The following is a 15,328-nucleotide window of genomic DNA, read 5'->3' on the forward strand; positions in this document are numbered from 1 at the left end:
GCTAACGAGGATTGCAAACAAGCACCAACAGGCTGCAAACAACACCGTTGCAGCCTGTTCCTATAGCCCATCAATCCTTCGCGTATTACCTTGCTTCATATGAGGGGAATCGGATTGCGACGGGAGAAGAAGAGAACCCGAGCAAGGCCTGACAGTACCAGAACGACAATAAGCCGCCATGTAGCTCTAGGGCCGTGGCGGCTACAACGAGTCAACGTTCGGCTCTTGAAAATAATAACTTCAAATGATCCGTTGAAATTGCTGGATCATTTGAAGTGTCCAAGTCGGTTTGCCCCCGCCGACCTTTGATTCTGTATGATTTTTCGCATAGAATATTTGAAATCCATACAAAATGATAAATTCTATATGATTATTCATACAGATTCATTTATTTTGCCTACTCGAAGAGAAATAAATATGATTTTTCATATACAATTGCATGATCCGCTTCACAATCAAACCAAATCCGGGCTTTGGATGGAGCCCACATACTCATAATAAATAACCCGCCCGGACACTCCTCTCGCTACAGCTCGAAACTTCCCCTTATCCACCAGTAGGCGACAGTACTTAATGACCGTCATCGTGTGCAGTTCCAATTCCCTTGCCGCCTCAGCAGGGCGAATGACACGGTTGTGGCGAATGGCAGCCCGCATCAAGTCCCGTTCGATTTTGGAATAACACCTCGTAACCATGCGTTTACCTCCGGAATCCGCCGACAGGTAGGGGGATAGAATGCTCCGCAATGCAGAAAGAATGAACGAAGGATTTTCTTTGAGCTCATCCAGAGAGATGTAGTAGACCGAGCAGTCTTGAGCCTGAAGAAAAAGCCCCCGGTTGAGATCCCTTCGATACTTGGTTCGGTCCGTACCGTGGGAGCCAAAGTCCATGATTTCAAAAATAATCCGTACCGCTCCTACAACCCACATAAAATCCACAAAGTAAGAGCGTCCCCGCCAGTCCTTCACCTCATACTCGGGGTGCAGCCCGTGAAAGTGACCGGCAAGCGGCCACCAAATTTGCTCGATGAACAATCGATTTCCGTAGCCGTGGCCGCGTTTCAGAGCGTCGAGACGTTCCCCTCTTCTTCGCTTCAGATGATCGCGTATCCAGTTCTCGTGTTCCGATGGGAAGCCCATTCCTCGATCCCTCGCCCTCGCATATTCGTTTGATACAAACATAAAAACCCCGATTCCTCTCCGGTTAGAAAGGAAGCGGGGCATTCTTTGCCGCTTGGCTGCTGGTTGACATTCATAATATGACACAAAGTTTGCAGGAGCGCAACAACATAAGGGGAACAAAGCGGTGGTAGGGGCACGTTAAGTACAAGGCTGCGCCAGTTTGCAACCAATCCAACAAGCTGTACTCCGGACGTTTCCCGAAAAGCCGGTGGTTATAGGGCCTCTCCCATCTTCTGACGAATCCGGGCAATGGCTTCCCGGGTTACGACTTCTCCCGCCGTGACATAGTTGGCCGAGTCCCTGAAGCTGATCTGGCTGAAGCCGAGCTCGGGGCGCAAAACGACGTCAGCCAGCTGCAGCTCCTCCTTCACCAGCTTCGCGCTCATGATGTCGATCGTATTCAGGAGCGAGTCGATCAAATGTCTGGCTGCTCCTTTGGCGAACGATTCCGGGCATACGTTGACGGCCACGACGATGTCCGCCCCCATGCTGCGCACTAGCGCCGCCGGAACGGGATGAACGATCGCCCCGTCAGCCAGCCGTTTCCCCTGATACTGTACGGGGCGCATAACAGCGGGGACGGCCGTGCTGGCACATAAGGCATGAGCCAGCGACCCTGTGCGCATAATATGCGCCTCCCCCGTTGATACGTCCGAGGCGACCGCGCCGAACGGTATAGGCAGTTCCTCGATCAGACGCTTCCCCACATGTTTTTCGATAAATCCGATAATCGGCGCATTATGAACAAGCGAGCGCACGGGGAAGGTCGGCCGGACAAGCTGCCCCCACCCAATCTTCGCGAGCACCTCCATGCAGTCCTTTAGCGGCATGCCGGCCGCGTACGCTCCGCCAATAATGGAACCGACGCTCGTTCCTGCGATCATATCGATCGGAATTCCTTCCTGCTCAAGAACGTGAAGCACACCCAGGTGGGCCAGTCCTCTGGCTGCTCCGCTGCCCAAGGCCAGTCCGATCTTGGGGCGTTCGCCAGGTTTGCGGCGGCGGCCGAAACGGAGGTGATGGCTGTAGATCTTCCGTCCTTCGCTCAAAACGCAGGCTTCTTTAATAATATTTTGCAGTTCCTCGACATTGTCGGTCAAATAGGGGAAGAGGGCCAGCATCCGCAAAGCATCTGGAGAAATCGATTCCTCCGCATCGCCTCCCCTTTCTTTCTCCACAAAATATTGTGCCAGTAGAGGAATATCCTCCACCCGTTCGCGGAGAGGGGGGACGTGCAAGAGGGTTGCGCCGCGCAGTGCCAGCGGACGCTGTGAGATCGTTACAATACGCGTGCGGGATACGGTAGCGAGTATCCGCTGCAACTGATCGGGCGGGCAGTCGTCAGCCTTCTCCACGATAACCGTCCCGCCTCTTGCCGCATGCACCGTCGTCTCCCAATCGGAGCGTTCCACGTCAGAAGCATGCAGACGGATAAGCGGATAGGACCTGCCCCCTCCCGAATAGTGAAGCTTCTGGGCCACGCTCCTCTTGCCGGTTCCGGACTCGCCTACAATGGCGACATGGCCTTCTTCGGCGGCAAGCTGCTCGATCCGGCCGAGCAACGTCCGCATGGCGGCGCTTTGCCCGATCAGTTCCCCGAACCGATCCTGCTCCTCTATTTCGCGCTGCTTCATTATGATGAGACTTTTCGTATGCTCCTCGAGCACCCGGCTGTTGGAGTTTTGAATTCTCTGGATCATGGCCTCGATAATCCGGCCGCGGAAGTCGCTGCTTTTGTCCATGAGCACCATCAGCCCCGTCCGGGACATGGTTACCGTATGGACCTGCCCGATCGCTTCCACGTTTGCGCTGACGGGGTCTCCGGTCAGGCAGGACATCTCGCCGAAAAATTGCCCTTTCGAAAGCTCCGCCAGTTCTACTTTCGTTTCTTGTTCCATATAAACCCGGACTTGGCCGGATACGATGATATACACCCGCTGGCTGGTCTCGCCCTGTCTCACGATCAGTTCCCCGGCCTTGTAATGAACCTCTTGCATATCCGGGCTCATCTGCTGCAATTCTTCCGGAGTCAAATTTTCCAGCAAAGGGTAGTTCATATAGTTCCGTGTCAATACGACCCCTCCGCATTAATCTGCTAAATTTCGATACAATCGGGCCCTAAAACCGCTATAAGTGCGATACGTTGGGAAGAAAAGCTTTATTGGAAAACTTCCATCCTAAGTTGTGTTTCGACAAATATTTGCATTTTCCTCTCCGAAGCCCAAAATGATGAAGGCTTTTCCATTCCATGCTGACAGCCTGACAGAATAAAGCCGGAAGACGGCCGCGGCCCGCTCCGAAGATGGGAGTTGATGGGCGAATCGAATCTGTACAGGCCGTCGGCGCGCGTGTACAATCTTTCATGATAGATAGGCACGGGGAACGTTGACGGTTCAAGAAGAGGCCGGATCAGGACAAGCGAATGGCAAGCTGAAATGAAAGTACAATGGCATAAGGGGAGGCAAAGCATGATGAACGTATACGGTGCCGATCACCATCTATTGGTACTGACCGACACCATCGATGCCGATATTCACAAACATTCGTTTTTGCAAGCGACGATCTCCTTGCAGGATACGTTTGAGATGGAAGTGGAAGGAACGCTACACACCGGCAGCGGTATCGTTCTGGATTCGAATGTGAGCCACCGCCTGGACGGGCAAGGCCAGCCGCTGCTGCTGTTGTTAATGGACAGCACCTCCACATTGGCGGCGGGCTTCAAGAAACAGATCGGCGATCGCGGATACGGCGTATTTCCGGATGAGAAGGCGGCTGCGGCTGCCGAATATGTGCGCAGCTTCAGTCATACCGTAGCGGACAGCACCGGCTATAGCCGTTTCCTGACGCAGTTCTTGGAGCTGCTGGGTGTCCGTTATGTTCAGCCGGCTATGGCCGATCCGCGCGTTCTGGATTTGATCGGTAGATTAAAAGAAGGGGAGAGCGACGGCTACTCCGTCCGTTATTTTGCCGGGAAGCTGGGTTTGTCCGGCAGCCGATTATCTCATCTGTTCAAAGAACATACCGGAATTCCGTTAAGCGGCTATATCCTGTTAAACAAGCTTCAGAGAGCGATTTATCTGATTTTGAACGGGATGCCGATTACAGAAGCCGCACTGAACGCGGGATTTGACAGCCCCTCGCATTTTGCCGCCGCAAGCAAACGGATGCTCGGGATGACGCCCAGAGATATTCGCAAAGACAGCGTCTTTTTGAAAGTTTCTTATACACACGAGACGGTATAGTGGGGGCAGGAGGTGCTCCTTATGAGAACGTATACCTTGGAAACGGCTTTGCTTAACTACTCGCATCCCCGCATTCGGCAGTTGATCCGGGCGAAGCAGTGGGATCGCTTGGAGCCACAGCAACAAATACTCGACATGTACAACTACGTCCGCGATACGGTTCTGTTCGGTTATAACCGGGCGGATGATATACCGGCATCCGAGGTGCTGCAGGACGGCTACGGCCAATGCAATACGAAGGGGGTGCTGTTCATGGCTTTGCTGCGAGCCGTGGGGGTGCCTTGCCGGATGCACGGATTTACGATCGATAAAAAGCTGCAAAAGGGTGCGATGAAAGGCTGGTATTACCGGCTGTCGCCCGATGAAATCATCCACAGCTGGGTGGAGGTGTACGCCGAGGGAAGGTGGCTGAATATGGAAGGATTTATTTTGGACCTTCCTTACTTAACCAAGCTGCAGCAAACATTCAGCGAGTGCGAAGGTTCATTTTGCGGTTACGGCGTGGCCACGAACGACTTCCAAAACCCGCCCATCTATTGGGACGGTAACGATACGTATGTGCAAAAAGAGGGGATTGTGCGCGACTTAGGCGTATATGACAGCCCGGATGCTTTTTTTGCCCGCTATCCACAAAACTTAGGCGCAATCCGGAAAGTGATGTACAAGCAGGTCGTCCGGCATCTGATGAATCGGAACGTTAGAAGGATCCGGGAAGGATAACCAGCGAAGCTAAAGAGCCCCGAAGGTGGCGCGGCGGACGGTGAGCCGGACCATCCGGCTGCGGCGGATGGAAGACCAGCCGCCCAAGAAGCTGCGTACGACCCGTCCCGCAAAAAAAGGTGCCCCCCGCTTTCTGATGAAAGCGGAGGGCTGAACATCTGCCGAACCTGCCGCGCAGGCGGACCAGCGCTGTCCTCGACATACCCTTTACTTACGGGCCGTCAGCCACTTGGTCAATTCCTCCGTCTGCGCGAGCACTGCGATCGGATCGTAATACCAGGAACGCTCCTCCGGCCATACGTACAAACGGTTATGCTTGACCGCCGGCAGGCTGCTCCAGATCGGATCTTTGCGGAAATCGTCGACGGTCCGGTTATTGGAGGTCACCACGAGGTAGTCCCCGGCATATTGCGCCAGCACCTCGGCGGAGATTTCCGCCCACTGCTTCTTCATGAGATCTTCGGCGATCGCCGCAGGCGGTATGCGGCCGAGCGCGCTGTAGACGGCTTGTCCGCCGCGGCCGAAGTTATCGCCGTACACCCACATCGATTTGTCCGTGATTTCGATGATGGAGTATGAGGCGCCGGCCGGGATCGCGGCGTCCACCTTGGCTTTAGCCTCCGCAATCCGGCGATCGTATGCCGCCAGCCATTCCTCCGCTTCCCGCTCCTTGCCCTGCACCTTGCCGAAGAAGATCAATTCCTCGTTGGCGTTCTTCAAATCCCCGTAGGGCACCCGATCGTCGGCGCGATTTTGCTGAGAACGTTGTAGCTGTCCTTGTTGCCCGTAATGATCAGATCCGGGTTTAAGCTGGCGATAAGCTCCGGATTGGGCTTGCCGTAATCTCCCGATCCGATGATGCATCTCTCCGCCGCGATGGAATGAAATTTACGGGGATTTGTTTTTGAAACCGTACTTTAGTATCTGTAAGGCCGGAATCGGATTCGACTATAATGCACGGTGAACAGCGCAATTGCCGGGCAAAGCTACACGCAGCCCAGCCCGCAAACGCAGAGGAGGGAAGGGGAGAAATGAACACGGATAGAAAAGCGGCAGTCCTTGCAGGCATCCTGTTTTTATTTGCAACAGCTGCCTATTTATTAGGAAATGCAAGGATCGAATCGATTTTAGGTTCTCCGGATTACCTCACGAATGCCTACAGTCACAAAAACCAAATCCTTACGGGGGTATTGCTGGAGTTTATGAATTCGGCCGCTGTTGTCGGAATCGCGGTCGTATTGTTCCCGGTTCTAAAGCGGTATAGCGAAAAAATCGCAGTAGGTTACGTCGGTTTCCGGGTCATAGAGGCCGTACTTCTGGTTGTCGGCGCAATCGGTCCGCTGCTGCTCGTGCGATTAAGCCAAGAATTTATCGCGGCAGGAGCTCCGGCTAATTCTTACTTTCATACCCTGGGAGCGATAGCGGAAGAAGGAAGTTTCATTGCTTTTCAGCTGGCTATGATTTCGTTGGGACTGTACAGCCTTTTGTTTTGCCATTTGTTGTACCGGTCCAGCCTTATTCCCAGATTCATCTCGGTTCTCGGCTTTATTGGATATGTCTCGTTGTCGGCCAGTGCGATCCTGGAGCTTATGGGCCATAGCGGCATGATTCTATACATTCCGGGAGCCTTATTCGAGATCGTGATGCCTCTTTGGCTAATCGTCAAAGGGTTTCATATCGTTAAGGAGCCGCAGTCAACGGAAGCGGCGTAAAGGAGCGAGTCGTACTGAAATTGTTCAGTCGTAGGTCCTAAATAGTCATCTCGCACCTAAAAAAAGATCGGATGAGTGAGTACAATTTTGTGAATAACAATTGATATCATTCGGGAGGCACTATGAAAATTTTTCGTATAGCAATCGTTATCGGTATCCTGATAGCGGCGGCGGCCTGCGGCTCGAAGGACGGCAATCAGATTAAGCCGGCGGGCGTCGCGACGGCCCCTTCAACGGAACAGAAGTCGGAATCCTCCAAAAAAAGTACGATTACAAAAGAACAATATGACAAAATCAACAACGGAATGAAGTACAAGGAAGTCGTTCAAATCGTAGGGGGCGAAGGCGAGATCGTATCGGAGAGCGGTGAAAAAGGTAGCAAGATGTACGCCATGGGCGTTACGTACGAGGGAAAGGGAGGTTCCGGCAGCGCGAGCTTCGTCTTTCTGGGAGACGAATTAAAGTCCAAATCGCAATATGGTCTTAAATAAAGGCTGACGGAATCTCATGCGGCGCTTAGGGTGCAGGTTATGAGCGGTGGCGGATTGTCGGCGGACAACTTGTAGCCGCCCTCTTTGCTTGCTGAGCCAGGTGGCGCCTCCCATAACGCCCTTATTCAGCGCATAATGTCGGACCATACGATCGGCAGCCCGCCTTGCGGAGCTGGTGAATCTTCATTCCAAGGGAAAGCTTCAAATCCCTATCCGGCAGGTGTTTCCGTTGGAGCGGGCGGACGAGGCACACCGGGCCATCGAGACCCGGCACGGCCGCGGGAAAATTGTTCTTAGTGTCGGATAAGTTGAAGATAGGCCGGTTATGGGGTGATGACAACACGCCGGGCATATGACGAGGGGCGATGCAGCTGATGGATGTCTGACCCGGTACCGGCGCCAGTACCCGATTAGCCTGTTAGCTCGTCCGCCATCTGCAGCACTACGGGACAATGATCGCTTCCCAGCACGTGGGCGTCGATCTGCGAGTCCAGCAGCGCCGGTTTCAGCCGGGAGGAGAGAAGGAAATAATCGATCCGCCAGCCGACATTCCGCTCCCGGACCCGGGGCATGTTCGACCACCAGCTGTAGGCGTCCGTCCGGTCGGGATACAAGTCCCGGAACGAATCGATGAATCCGGCTTCGAGCAGCCGGGTCATCTTGCCCCGTTCTTCCTCGGTAAATCCGGAATTGCCCCGGTTGGCCTTCGCATTTTTCAGGTCGATCTCCTGGTGAGCGACATTCAGGTCGCCGCATACGATAACGGGCTTGCGCTCGTCGAGCTGCTGCAAATAAGCGAGGAAGCGGTCCTCCCACTCCATCCGCAGCTCCAGCCTCGACAGATCGCGTCTGGCGTTGGGCGTATACACGTTCACTAGATAGAAGGCAGGGAATTCGAGCGTGATAATCCGGCCTTCGGGCTCCAGGTCTTCTTCCAACCCATACCGGACTGATATCGGTTTTATTTTCGTGAATACGGCAGTGCCGGAATACCCCTTTTTGACCGCATAATTCCAATATTGCTCGTACTCTTCGCCCAGCTCCAGGCTGATCTGCCCTTCCTGCAGCTTCGTTTCCTGAAGGCAGAACAGGTCTGCGTCCGTTTCTTTGAAATAATCGAGAAAGCCCTTGTTCACGCAGGCTCTTAATCCGTTGACGTTCCAGGATACCAGCTTCATCGTCGTTTCTCCCCTTGCTTAGCTTCCGATTCTACGGGTGGTGCTGTGAAATTGCCGCCGTTTCCGGCTCCAGCCGTAAGCGGAACGTTTCTTCTGGAAGTATAGCATATTTGACTCTCTGCCGGATTTGCGAAATATGGCAAAAAAGACTGCGCATCGCGCAGCCTTTTCCAGACAGAATGACCTGAGCCCGTTCCTTCCGGCTACAAAACCTGTTCCAGAAAGCGGGCGGCCCGTTCGCTTTGGGGGGTGGTAAAAAACTGCTGCGGCGCCGCGCGCTCGATCAGCTTCCCGTTATCGAGGAAGTATATCGTATCGGCCGCTTCGCGCGCGAACTTCATCTCATGGGTGACGATCAGCATCGTCATGCCGCTGTCGGCCAGGCCGCGAATGACGTTCAGCACTTCCTTGACCATCTCCGGGTCAAGCGCCGAGGTCGGCTCGTCGAACAGCATGATGTCGGGTTCCATCGCCAGACTGCGTGCAATCGCTACGCGCTGCTTTTGTCCGCCCGACAGCCGGGAAGGGTAGCTGTCCGCTTTATCCGCCAGACCGACGCGCGCGAGCAGCTCATGCGCCTTGGTCCGGGCCGCTTCCGCAGACATTCCTTTTACTTCGATCGGGGCGAACGTAATATTATCGAGCACGGTCATATGCGGGAACAGATGAAAGTGCTGAAATACCATGCCGATCCGCTGGCGGATCCGGGCGATATCGGTTTTCGGCTTGGTCAGCTCAGCCCCGTCGATCGTAATCGTTCCCGAGGTTGGAATCTCGAGCAGGTTCAGACAGCGCAGGAAGGTCGATTTGCCGGAGCCGGACGGCCCGATCAAGGCGACGACTTCGCCTTTGTCCACATGAGTGGAGATCCCCTTCAACACCTGGTTTTTGCCGAACGTTTTCGTTAGATCGGTTACGTTAATCACTGCGGCGAAGTCTCCTTTCCAGCATGCGCGCCAAAGACGTAAGGACGAGCACGAGCACATAATAAATGACGGCTACGAGCAACAGCGCTTCGAAGGCGCGGAAGGTGCTGGCCCGAACGACGTCGGCGCGGCGCATCAGTTCGGCGACCCCGATGACGGATACGAGCGACGACTCCTTGAGCAGGGCAACGAATTCGTTCACGAGCGCCGGCAGGATGTGTCGCAGCGCCTGCGGGAAGATGATGCGCACCATCATTTTGCGGTACGGGATGCCGAGGGCGATCGCCGCTTCGCGCTGGCCTTTATCCACGGCCATAATGCCGCCGCGAATCGTCTCCGACAAGTAAGCCGCAGAGTTGAGCCCGAACGCGAGTCCGGCCGCAAGCAGCGCCGGGATGTCGAAGTTGAACAGCTGCGGGGTCGCGTAATAGATGATCGTCAGCTGTACGAGCAAGGGCGTTCCGCGAAATACCGACGTATACGCGGTGGCGAACCATTGCAGCGGGCGGATGCCCGATATTTTGAACAGGGAAAGAATCGTTCCCCACAACAATCCGAGTAACGCGGAGACGAGTGTGAACAGCAGCGTCACATACACGCCTTTAAGAATATAAGGGACATACCCCTCAAGGACGCTGAAATCGATCAGCTTGCCCTCGGCGCCTTTACCGGCGGAGGTTTCCTTTTCTTCGAACCATTTGTCGGTCAGCTGCTGCAGCTGTCCGCTTTCTTTCATCTCCCGCAAGATCCGGTTAAAGTCGTCGACCAGCTCCGACTGCTTGGGGAATGCGATCGCATAGCCGTTATCCTGCTCCGATACCGGGAGGAAGTTCAGCACGAGATTCGGATTCGCCCGGACCATCTCGATAGCTACCGCGTCTTCGACGATGGCGGCGTCCATGCGGCGGGAGTTCAGTTCCTGAATCAAATCGGCGATTTTATTGAGCTTTTTCAGCTGGATTCCCGGAATGGTTTGAGCATATTGATCCTGAACCGAGCCGAGCTGGGTCCCGATCAGTTTGCCCGAGAGCTGCTCAACGCTTTCGTACGCCTGGTCCTTGTGCGATACGATCGTATTGCGCGCCGTATAGTAGCTGTCGGAGAACGTGACGCTTTGTTTGCGCTCTTCGGTTACCGACATGCCGGACATGGCGAAATCGACGCGTTTGGTCTGAAGAGCGGCGATCAGCCCGCTGAAGTCCATGCTGGCGATCTCCAGCTCGTAACCGAGCCGGCCGGTAATGTATTTGGCGATATCGATATCCATACCGACTATTTCGCCGCCGCCCTTGGCGTCTACACTTTCGTAGGGGGGATAATCGGGCGACGTCCCCATCACGAGCTTTTTGGCCGGTTTTGCCGGTTCGTTCGCTGCATAAGTGACGGCCGTGTGCCCTAACGGCAGCGAGGCGGCCGGTCCCAGCGACAGCAGAAGGAGCACGAAGATGAGGAGTGAGATTCTGATTCTGGTTGACAAGTTCCTGTTCATGATTCCCTCTATCCTGTGTGTAATGGATTCAACTCAGAAAGTATAAGCGGTACAAGATAGGATGTAAATGGCTGAAACTGGTGTCGGCACCAGCGGACGGCTATACCTTATTGTGGCTCGGCGCGTGAAATTTTAACGGGGGGCGCCATTCCCGATACACGGAAAAGGCGAGACTTTCGGACATGCCTGCAGCCTCGGCAGCTGCCTGCTTCAAGCGGGGAAGGAATCAAATAGAAGCGGTTTGTGAGGCTGTCGATTCAATGTGTAGAAGTGATAGCAGGCCGTTCCAACTTCTTCTGCTCAAACAGGTTGTCCGGAATCCCTTGATTGAATAAGGATTGTAAGGTAGGGGATTCCAGACAAAACTCGCCAGAAGGTAATCTTTTCCCTTCCCACTTGGTTGTCCACATTGAATCGACAGCCTCGTTTGTACCCTTTATTTTTGCGAAAACCGGCCTGGACGGTGAAATAAGAGCGGTCTGAGGCTGCAATAATCGGTGAAAAGGGTGCAGACGGGGCGGGTTGGCTAAAAGAAGGGGGGCAACTCCCCTCTATTCGTCCCTCTTAGAACCCAACATGCCGAAAATAGGAGGTGCAAAAGACTTCTGTTGTGTTCACAGAGCCCGAGAAAAAGACCTCAACCTCCACATGTCCGTGGAATTTGAGGTCTTTTTGTTAGAAAGTGGGGACATTCCCCTGTCAGGCGTAGTTACTTCGCTTCGTTATCGTTCGAGTCCAGCACGAAGATCGCTTGAGCGGCGCTTTGCGGCGGCAAGCTCATCGTCATGACAGGGCCGTAGTAAGCTTTCACCTTCATGCCTTGCTTCAATTGATCCTGGGCGACGGCTTCTCCGCCGATAACCCCGGACATCAGCTTGGTATCCTTGCTCACGTGAAGCACGACTCCGGCCGTCGGATCGTCGGCTTTGTCGCTAACCTTGATCGTGAGCCCGTGGTCGGTCGATTGGACCGATTGAATCGTGCCTTCGGTCATTCCGAGCTCATGGACGATTTTGATCGACTCCGCTTTGGCTTGCGGCGGAATGCTCTTCGTCATCGCAAGGCTGTGGGTCGCTTCGATCTTCATACCGGCTTTCAACACCGAAGCGTCATGGGTTTCGGACTTGTTGTCCGTCACCTTGAAATCGGCGGGAACGACCAGGCGAACGATCGCATTCACCGCGTCTGCCCCTTGATTGAGAACGTCTACGTAACGGACCCCGTCCTTGCCTTCCTGAACGTCAAGCACGATTCCGTCAAGCGATTGAACGTCTACCGGAGGTTTCATCTGCTGGATGTCGATCCGGGATTCCTGCTCGTTCCAGGTTACGTTCAGGCCGAACGTGTTGCCCATTTCTCTTACCGGCAAATATGCGGTGCCGTCCACGATAAGCGGCGTTATGTCAGAAGGGCCTTTGCCTTCGATGACGACCTTGATTTTCGAATTGAAAATACCTTTAACTTCAGTCCAATCGGCTGTAGCGGCGAATGCGGACGTACCGATCATTCCGACGGCCAGCGTGGCGATCGTGACGGCTTTCATCATTTTTTTCATTATGTGCTGCCTCCTCTGATGTGGTCGGACGGTACTAGTCAGAATCGATTAGGTCCGACTATGTATTAGGTTGTCCTCTTCCTTCCAGACGCCGCCTCTTGTTGAAATGTTGCAGCTGCATAGAAAAAAATGCCGACAGCCTTGCCGGCGGCATCGCGTCCAACTGCCCAAGACGCGAGATGACGTGTCCGTTCCGCCCCGGATTACTCCAGCCAGCCTTTGTCCCGGGCGGTGCGGATCGCTTCGATCCGCGTCGACGCTCCGAGCTTGCCGATCGCTTCCGACATATAGTTGCGGACCGTTCCGTGCGACAGAAACAGCCTGGCCCCGATGTCTTGCAGCGTCAGCCCTTCCGCTGCGAGGCGCAATACGTCGCGCTCGCGGGGAGACAGCGGACTTGGAGCCTCCCACATGGCGAGGGACAGCTCCGGGCTGATGACCCGTTTGCCTGCATATACGCGGCGGATGGCGTCCGACATCTCGTCGCTGGAGCTGTCCTTCAGCAAGTAGCCGGCGACTCCGGCGGCTACCGCCCGCTGAAAATAGCCGGGCCGCGCGAACGTCGTGACAATCAATATTTTGCAAGGAGAGCCGTCCTGGCGCAGTGCCTCGGCCACATCGAGGCCGGTTTTCAAGGGCATCTCGATATCGAGCACCGCGACGTCGGGACGGGCGGAACGGATGAGCTGCAAGGCGTCTTCGCCGTTCTCCGCCTGGCCGACTACTTCGATATCGTCCTCCAGCGACAAGAGCGTGGCCATAGCGCCGCGCAACAGCCGCTGATCCTCTCCAAGTACGACTTGTATCACGCAGGTATTCTCTCCCTTCAACTGTTTCGGATGACACGCGGCACCGTTAAAGTGACGATCGTGCCTGACGCCGGTCCCGGCGACAGCTCCACGCTGCCGTCGACCAGCGCCAACCGTTCCCTCATCCCGGCCAGACCGTTGCTGCCTGCAGAAATGGCGTTAGGTTTGCCGATTCCGGTACCGTTATCGGATACGAGAAGCCGGACCAAGCCGTCCTCAATATCGATACATACGTCACACCGGGCGGCCCGGCTGTGGCGGACCACGTTCGTTAACGCTTCTCGGAAGCAAGTCGCCAAGATGGATTGCTGCAACGCCGTGAGCGGCAGTTCCGCATCGGATTCCGCCGCATGTTCCGGCAGAGTCAGCACGATTCCGGCCGCTTCGCACAATTCCAGCGCATGAGCGAACTCGTCCCCCAGGCGCACCGCTTTCATCTCGGTGACGAGATCCCGCATCTGCTTCAGAGCGGCCCGGGCGGTCATGCGAATGTCGCGCGCTTCCTCGGCCGCCTTGTCCGGGGCACGGTGCACGAGCTTCTCCGTCACTTCGCTTTTCAGGCTGATCAAGGTGAGCGTATGTCCGAGCGTATCGTGCAGTTCCCGGGCGATCCGCTGCCGCTCCTCCTGCTGGGCCATTCTCTCGATTTGGGCGGTAGCTGCCTGAAGCCGGTTCGCCATCTGCTTGTATTGGGCGGACACCCGGATGAGGAACGGCATGACGCAGACGCCGAACAGCGGCGGGAGGATTGCGGCGAGCAGCGTTTGCCCGAGCATCTGGTACTGCATGACGAGGATCGCCGTCATCCCTGCCAGAAAAGAGACGGAGATCGTGACGATGACCCGCGTCTTCTGCTCGCTGAGCGGATAAGCGAACAGGAACCCGATGTAGGCGAACATCGGGTGATAAGCGGCAGACAACGTCAGCGTAATCGCCGTTTGGGCGATCAGCATCGCCGGCGCAGCGGAAGCCGTCCAGTACAGCTGCCGGTATAAGACGACGAACGCGCCGAGCAGCAGCAGACCCAGAGTCAGCTTGACCCGGGGCTCCTGCAGGACGAAGTACAAAGGAATCAGCAAGTTCACCAGCAGCAGAAGCGGAAACCAACCCTCGGATGCGGGGAACAGTTTCTTGGCCGCTCGAATCATCGTTAGATCGCTTCCCGTCTGTTCATAAGATATCCTGATAGTACCATAAAGAGAAGGAAGCATGCGGACAAGATTCCGATGTCGATCATGTCCGGCGCTTTGCCGGCGAGTATATTCCAGGCGCCGTGCGCATACCGGTGGGTTGGTGTCCATACGCCGATTTTCTGAATCCAGTCGGGCATCGCCTGCAGCGGCATCCACAGTCCGCCCAGAATAGCCAGCCCCATGTGAAGGATGTTGGCGATCGCGGTGGCGGCGTCGGCGTTTTTCAGCGAGCCCATCAAGGACCCGATGGCCAGGAACGGCAGGCTGCCGATCCACAGCCATAAGCCGCAGGCGATCCACTGCCCGGCGGTCAGGTCGATCCCGTAGACGAGACCGGCGGTCGGGAACAACAGAGCAATTATAAGCAGGTGAATCGCCATATGCGCTCCCAGCTTGCCGCCGAGCCAGACGCCGGGAGGAAGCGGGGTAAGGCGGAGCAGCGCCATCCACCCGTCGCGGCGCTCGTAAGCGAGGCGGATGCCGAATTGTCCGACGGACGTGCCGACCAGACTGAAGGCGGTCATCGACATGAGCAGATAGGCGCCCCAGGTGGTCGAGGCGATTTCGGTCTGAACGCCGTTAATGGCCGAGAAGAGGAAATAAAATACCATCGGCATGGCAATCGAGAATAACAGGAAAAACGGGCTGCGCACGATGCGCAAAGTTTCGGCTTTCGTTTGGGCGGCAAGCATAGGGAAAATCCTCCTTATATAAAAGCGTAATCGGGTTATTAGAGGTAGTTCAAAAAGCCCTCTTTTGATCACGAAGCCGATCAGAAGCCTGCTCGACATCGAATATGGAATTCAGCCGGAACTTCCGGTGCTCACAAAAG

General features: G+C 55.3%; 15 protein-coding genes. 5 read left to right on the forward strand and 10 right to left on the reverse strand.

From position 1 onward, the window contains the following. Positions 1-455 precede the first annotated feature (455 nt). Together PV433_RS23020 and PV433_RS23025 are read right to left on the reverse strand one after the other, a co-directional pair. Positions 456-1,139 carry a hypothetical protein gene (locus PV433_RS23020; RefSeq protein ID WP_332074385.1) on the reverse strand — a complete coding sequence of 228 codons (684 nt, stop codon included), beginning with the start codon at positions 1,137-1,139 and terminating at the stop codon, positions 456-458. Positions 1,140-1,393: 254 nt separating this feature from the next. After that, positions 1,394-3,253, reverse strand: coding sequence for a patatin-like phospholipase family protein (locus PV433_RS23025; RefSeq protein ID WP_332074386.1), 1,860 nt, complete (start codon positions 3,251-3,253; stop codon positions 1,394-1,396). Positions 3,254-3,649: 396 nt separating this feature from the next. Here PV433_RS23025 and PV433_RS23030 point away from each other — a divergent pair, with 396 nt between their 5' ends. After that, positions 3,650-4,423 carry an AraC family transcriptional regulator gene (locus tag PV433_RS23030; protein WP_332074387.1) on the forward strand — a complete coding sequence of 258 codons (774 nt, stop codon included), beginning with the start codon at positions 3,650-3,652 and terminating at the stop codon, positions 4,421-4,423. A 21-nt stretch (positions 4,424-4,444) separates the two neighbouring features. Continuing rightward, positions 4,445-5,143 (forward strand): transglutaminase-like domain-containing protein, encoded by a 699-nt coding sequence (locus PV433_RS23035; protein WP_332074388.1) that lies wholly within the window; start codon positions 4,445-4,447, stop codon positions 5,141-5,143. 207 nt (positions 5,144-5,350) lie between these two features. Here the strand turns inward: PV433_RS23035 and PV433_RS23040 are convergent, their stop codons facing one another. Continuing rightward, positions 5,351-5,863 carry an ABC transporter substrate-binding protein gene (locus PV433_RS23040; RefSeq protein ID WP_332074389.1) on the reverse strand — a complete coding sequence of 171 codons (513 nt, stop codon included), beginning with the start codon at positions 5,861-5,863 and terminating at the stop codon, positions 5,351-5,353. Positions 5,864-6,174: 311 nt separating this feature from the next. Here PV433_RS23040 and PV433_RS23045 point away from each other — a divergent pair, with 311 nt between their 5' ends. The 3 genes from PV433_RS23045 (at position 6,175) to PV433_RS23055 (ending at position 7,653) form a co-directional block, all read left to right on the forward strand. Beyond that, positions 6,175-6,855 carry a DUF4386 domain-containing protein gene (locus tag PV433_RS23045; RefSeq protein ID WP_332074390.1) on the forward strand — a complete coding sequence of 227 codons (681 nt, stop codon included), beginning with the start codon at positions 6,175-6,177 and terminating at the stop codon, positions 6,853-6,855. A 122-nt stretch (positions 6,856-6,977) separates the two neighbouring features. Beyond that, positions 6,978-7,346: a DUF3862 domain-containing protein gene (locus PV433_RS23050; protein ID WP_332074391.1), complete on the forward strand. Its 369-nt coding sequence runs from the start codon at positions 6,978-6,980 to the stop codon at positions 7,344-7,346. 145 nt (positions 7,347-7,491) lie between these two features. Beyond that, positions 7,492-7,653 carry a zinc-binding dehydrogenase gene (locus PV433_RS23055; protein WP_332074420.1) on the forward strand — a complete coding sequence of 54 codons (162 nt, stop codon included), beginning with the start codon at positions 7,492-7,494 and terminating at the stop codon, positions 7,651-7,653. 103 nt (positions 7,654-7,756) lie between these two features. On the opposite strand, the gene PV433_RS23060 is transcribed toward PV433_RS23055, so the two are convergent. From PV433_RS23060 to PV433_RS23090, 7 genes are all read right to left on the reverse strand, one after another. Next, entirely contained in the window at positions 7,757-8,524 is a 768-nt protein-coding gene (locus PV433_RS23060) for an exodeoxyribonuclease III (protein WP_332074392.1), read from the reverse strand. Positions 8,525-8,727: 203 nt separating this feature from the next. Further along, the gene (locus PV433_RS23065; RefSeq protein WP_332074393.1) at positions 8,728-9,450 is read right to left on the reverse strand and encodes an amino acid ABC transporter ATP-binding protein; all 723 of its coding nucleotides are present in this window, start codon (positions 9,448-9,450) and stop codon (positions 8,728-8,730) included. Further along, positions 9,443-10,939: an ABC transporter substrate-binding protein/permease gene (locus PV433_RS23070; protein WP_332074394.1), complete on the reverse strand. Its 1,497-nt coding sequence runs from the start codon at positions 10,937-10,939 to the stop codon at positions 9,443-9,445. Before PV433_RS23070 ends, PV433_RS23065 begins: the two co-directional genes overlap by 8 nt. Positions 10,940-11,648: 709 nt before the next feature. Continuing rightward, positions 11,649-12,494, reverse strand: a complete 846-nt coding sequence (locus PV433_RS23075; protein WP_332074395.1) for a stalk domain-containing protein — start codon at positions 12,492-12,494, stop codon at positions 11,649-11,651. A 203-nt stretch (positions 12,495-12,697) separates the two neighbouring features. Next, positions 12,698-13,303, reverse strand: coding sequence for a response regulator transcription factor (locus tag PV433_RS23080; RefSeq protein WP_332074396.1), 606 nt, complete (start codon positions 13,301-13,303; stop codon positions 12,698-12,700). 17 nt (positions 13,304-13,320) lie between these two features. Then, on the reverse strand, positions 13,321-14,451 hold the full coding sequence (locus PV433_RS23085) for a sensor histidine kinase (protein ID WP_332074397.1): 1,131 nt from the start codon (positions 14,449-14,451) through the stop codon (positions 13,321-13,323). Positions 14,452-14,453: 2 nt separating this feature from the next. Then, the gene (locus PV433_RS23090) at positions 14,454-15,188 is read right to left on the reverse strand and encodes an ABC transporter permease (protein WP_332074398.1); all 735 of its coding nucleotides are present in this window, start codon (positions 15,186-15,188) and stop codon (positions 14,454-14,456) included. Positions 15,189-15,328: the final 140 nt, after the last annotated feature.

This window comes from Paenibacillus sp. GYB004 (genome assembly GCF_036577605.1).
GTDB classification, from domain to species: domain Bacteria; phylum Bacillota; class Bacilli; order Paenibacillales; family NBRC-103111; genus Paenibacillus_AB; species Paenibacillus_AB oceani.

What these genes read in the sequence shown, in the direction of transcription:
- PV433_RS23020 (WP_332074385.1), bottom strand. Translation starts at nt 1,139, where the DNA reads ATGGGCTTCCCATCGGAACACGAGAACTGGATACGCGATCATCTGAAG.
- PV433_RS23030 (WP_332074387.1), top strand. Translation starts at nt 3,650, where the DNA reads ATGATGAACGTATACGGTGCCGATCACCATCTATTGGTACTGACCGAC.
- PV433_RS23075 (WP_332074395.1), bottom strand. Translation starts at nt 12,494, where the DNA reads ATGAAAAAAATGATGAAAGCCGTCACGATCGCCACGCTGGCCGTCGGA.
- PV433_RS23045 (WP_332074390.1), top strand. Translation starts at nt 6,175, where the DNA reads ATGAACACGGATAGAAAAGCGGCAGTCCTTGCAGGCATCCTGTTTTTA.
- PV433_RS23070 (WP_332074394.1), bottom strand. Translation starts at nt 10,939, where the DNA reads ATGAACAGGAACTTGTCAACCAGAATCAGAATCTCACTCCTCATCTTC.
- PV433_RS23035 (WP_332074388.1), top strand. Translation starts at nt 4,445, where the DNA reads ATGAGAACGTATACCTTGGAAACGGCTTTGCTTAACTACTCGCATCCC.
- PV433_RS23060 (WP_332074392.1), bottom strand. Translation starts at nt 8,524, where the DNA reads ATGAAGCTGGTATCCTGGAACGTCAACGGATTAAGAGCCTGCGTGAAC.
- PV433_RS23090 (WP_332074398.1), bottom strand. Translation starts at nt 15,188, where the DNA reads ATGCTTGCCGCCCAAACGAAAGCCGAAACTTTGCGCATCGTGCGCAGC.
- PV433_RS23050 (WP_332074391.1), top strand. Translation starts at nt 6,978, where the DNA reads ATGAAAATTTTTCGTATAGCAATCGTTATCGGTATCCTGATAGCGGCG.
- PV433_RS23085 (WP_332074397.1), bottom strand. Translation starts at nt 14,451, where the DNA reads ATGATTCGAGCGGCCAAGAAACTGTTCCCCGCATCCGAGGGTTGGTTT.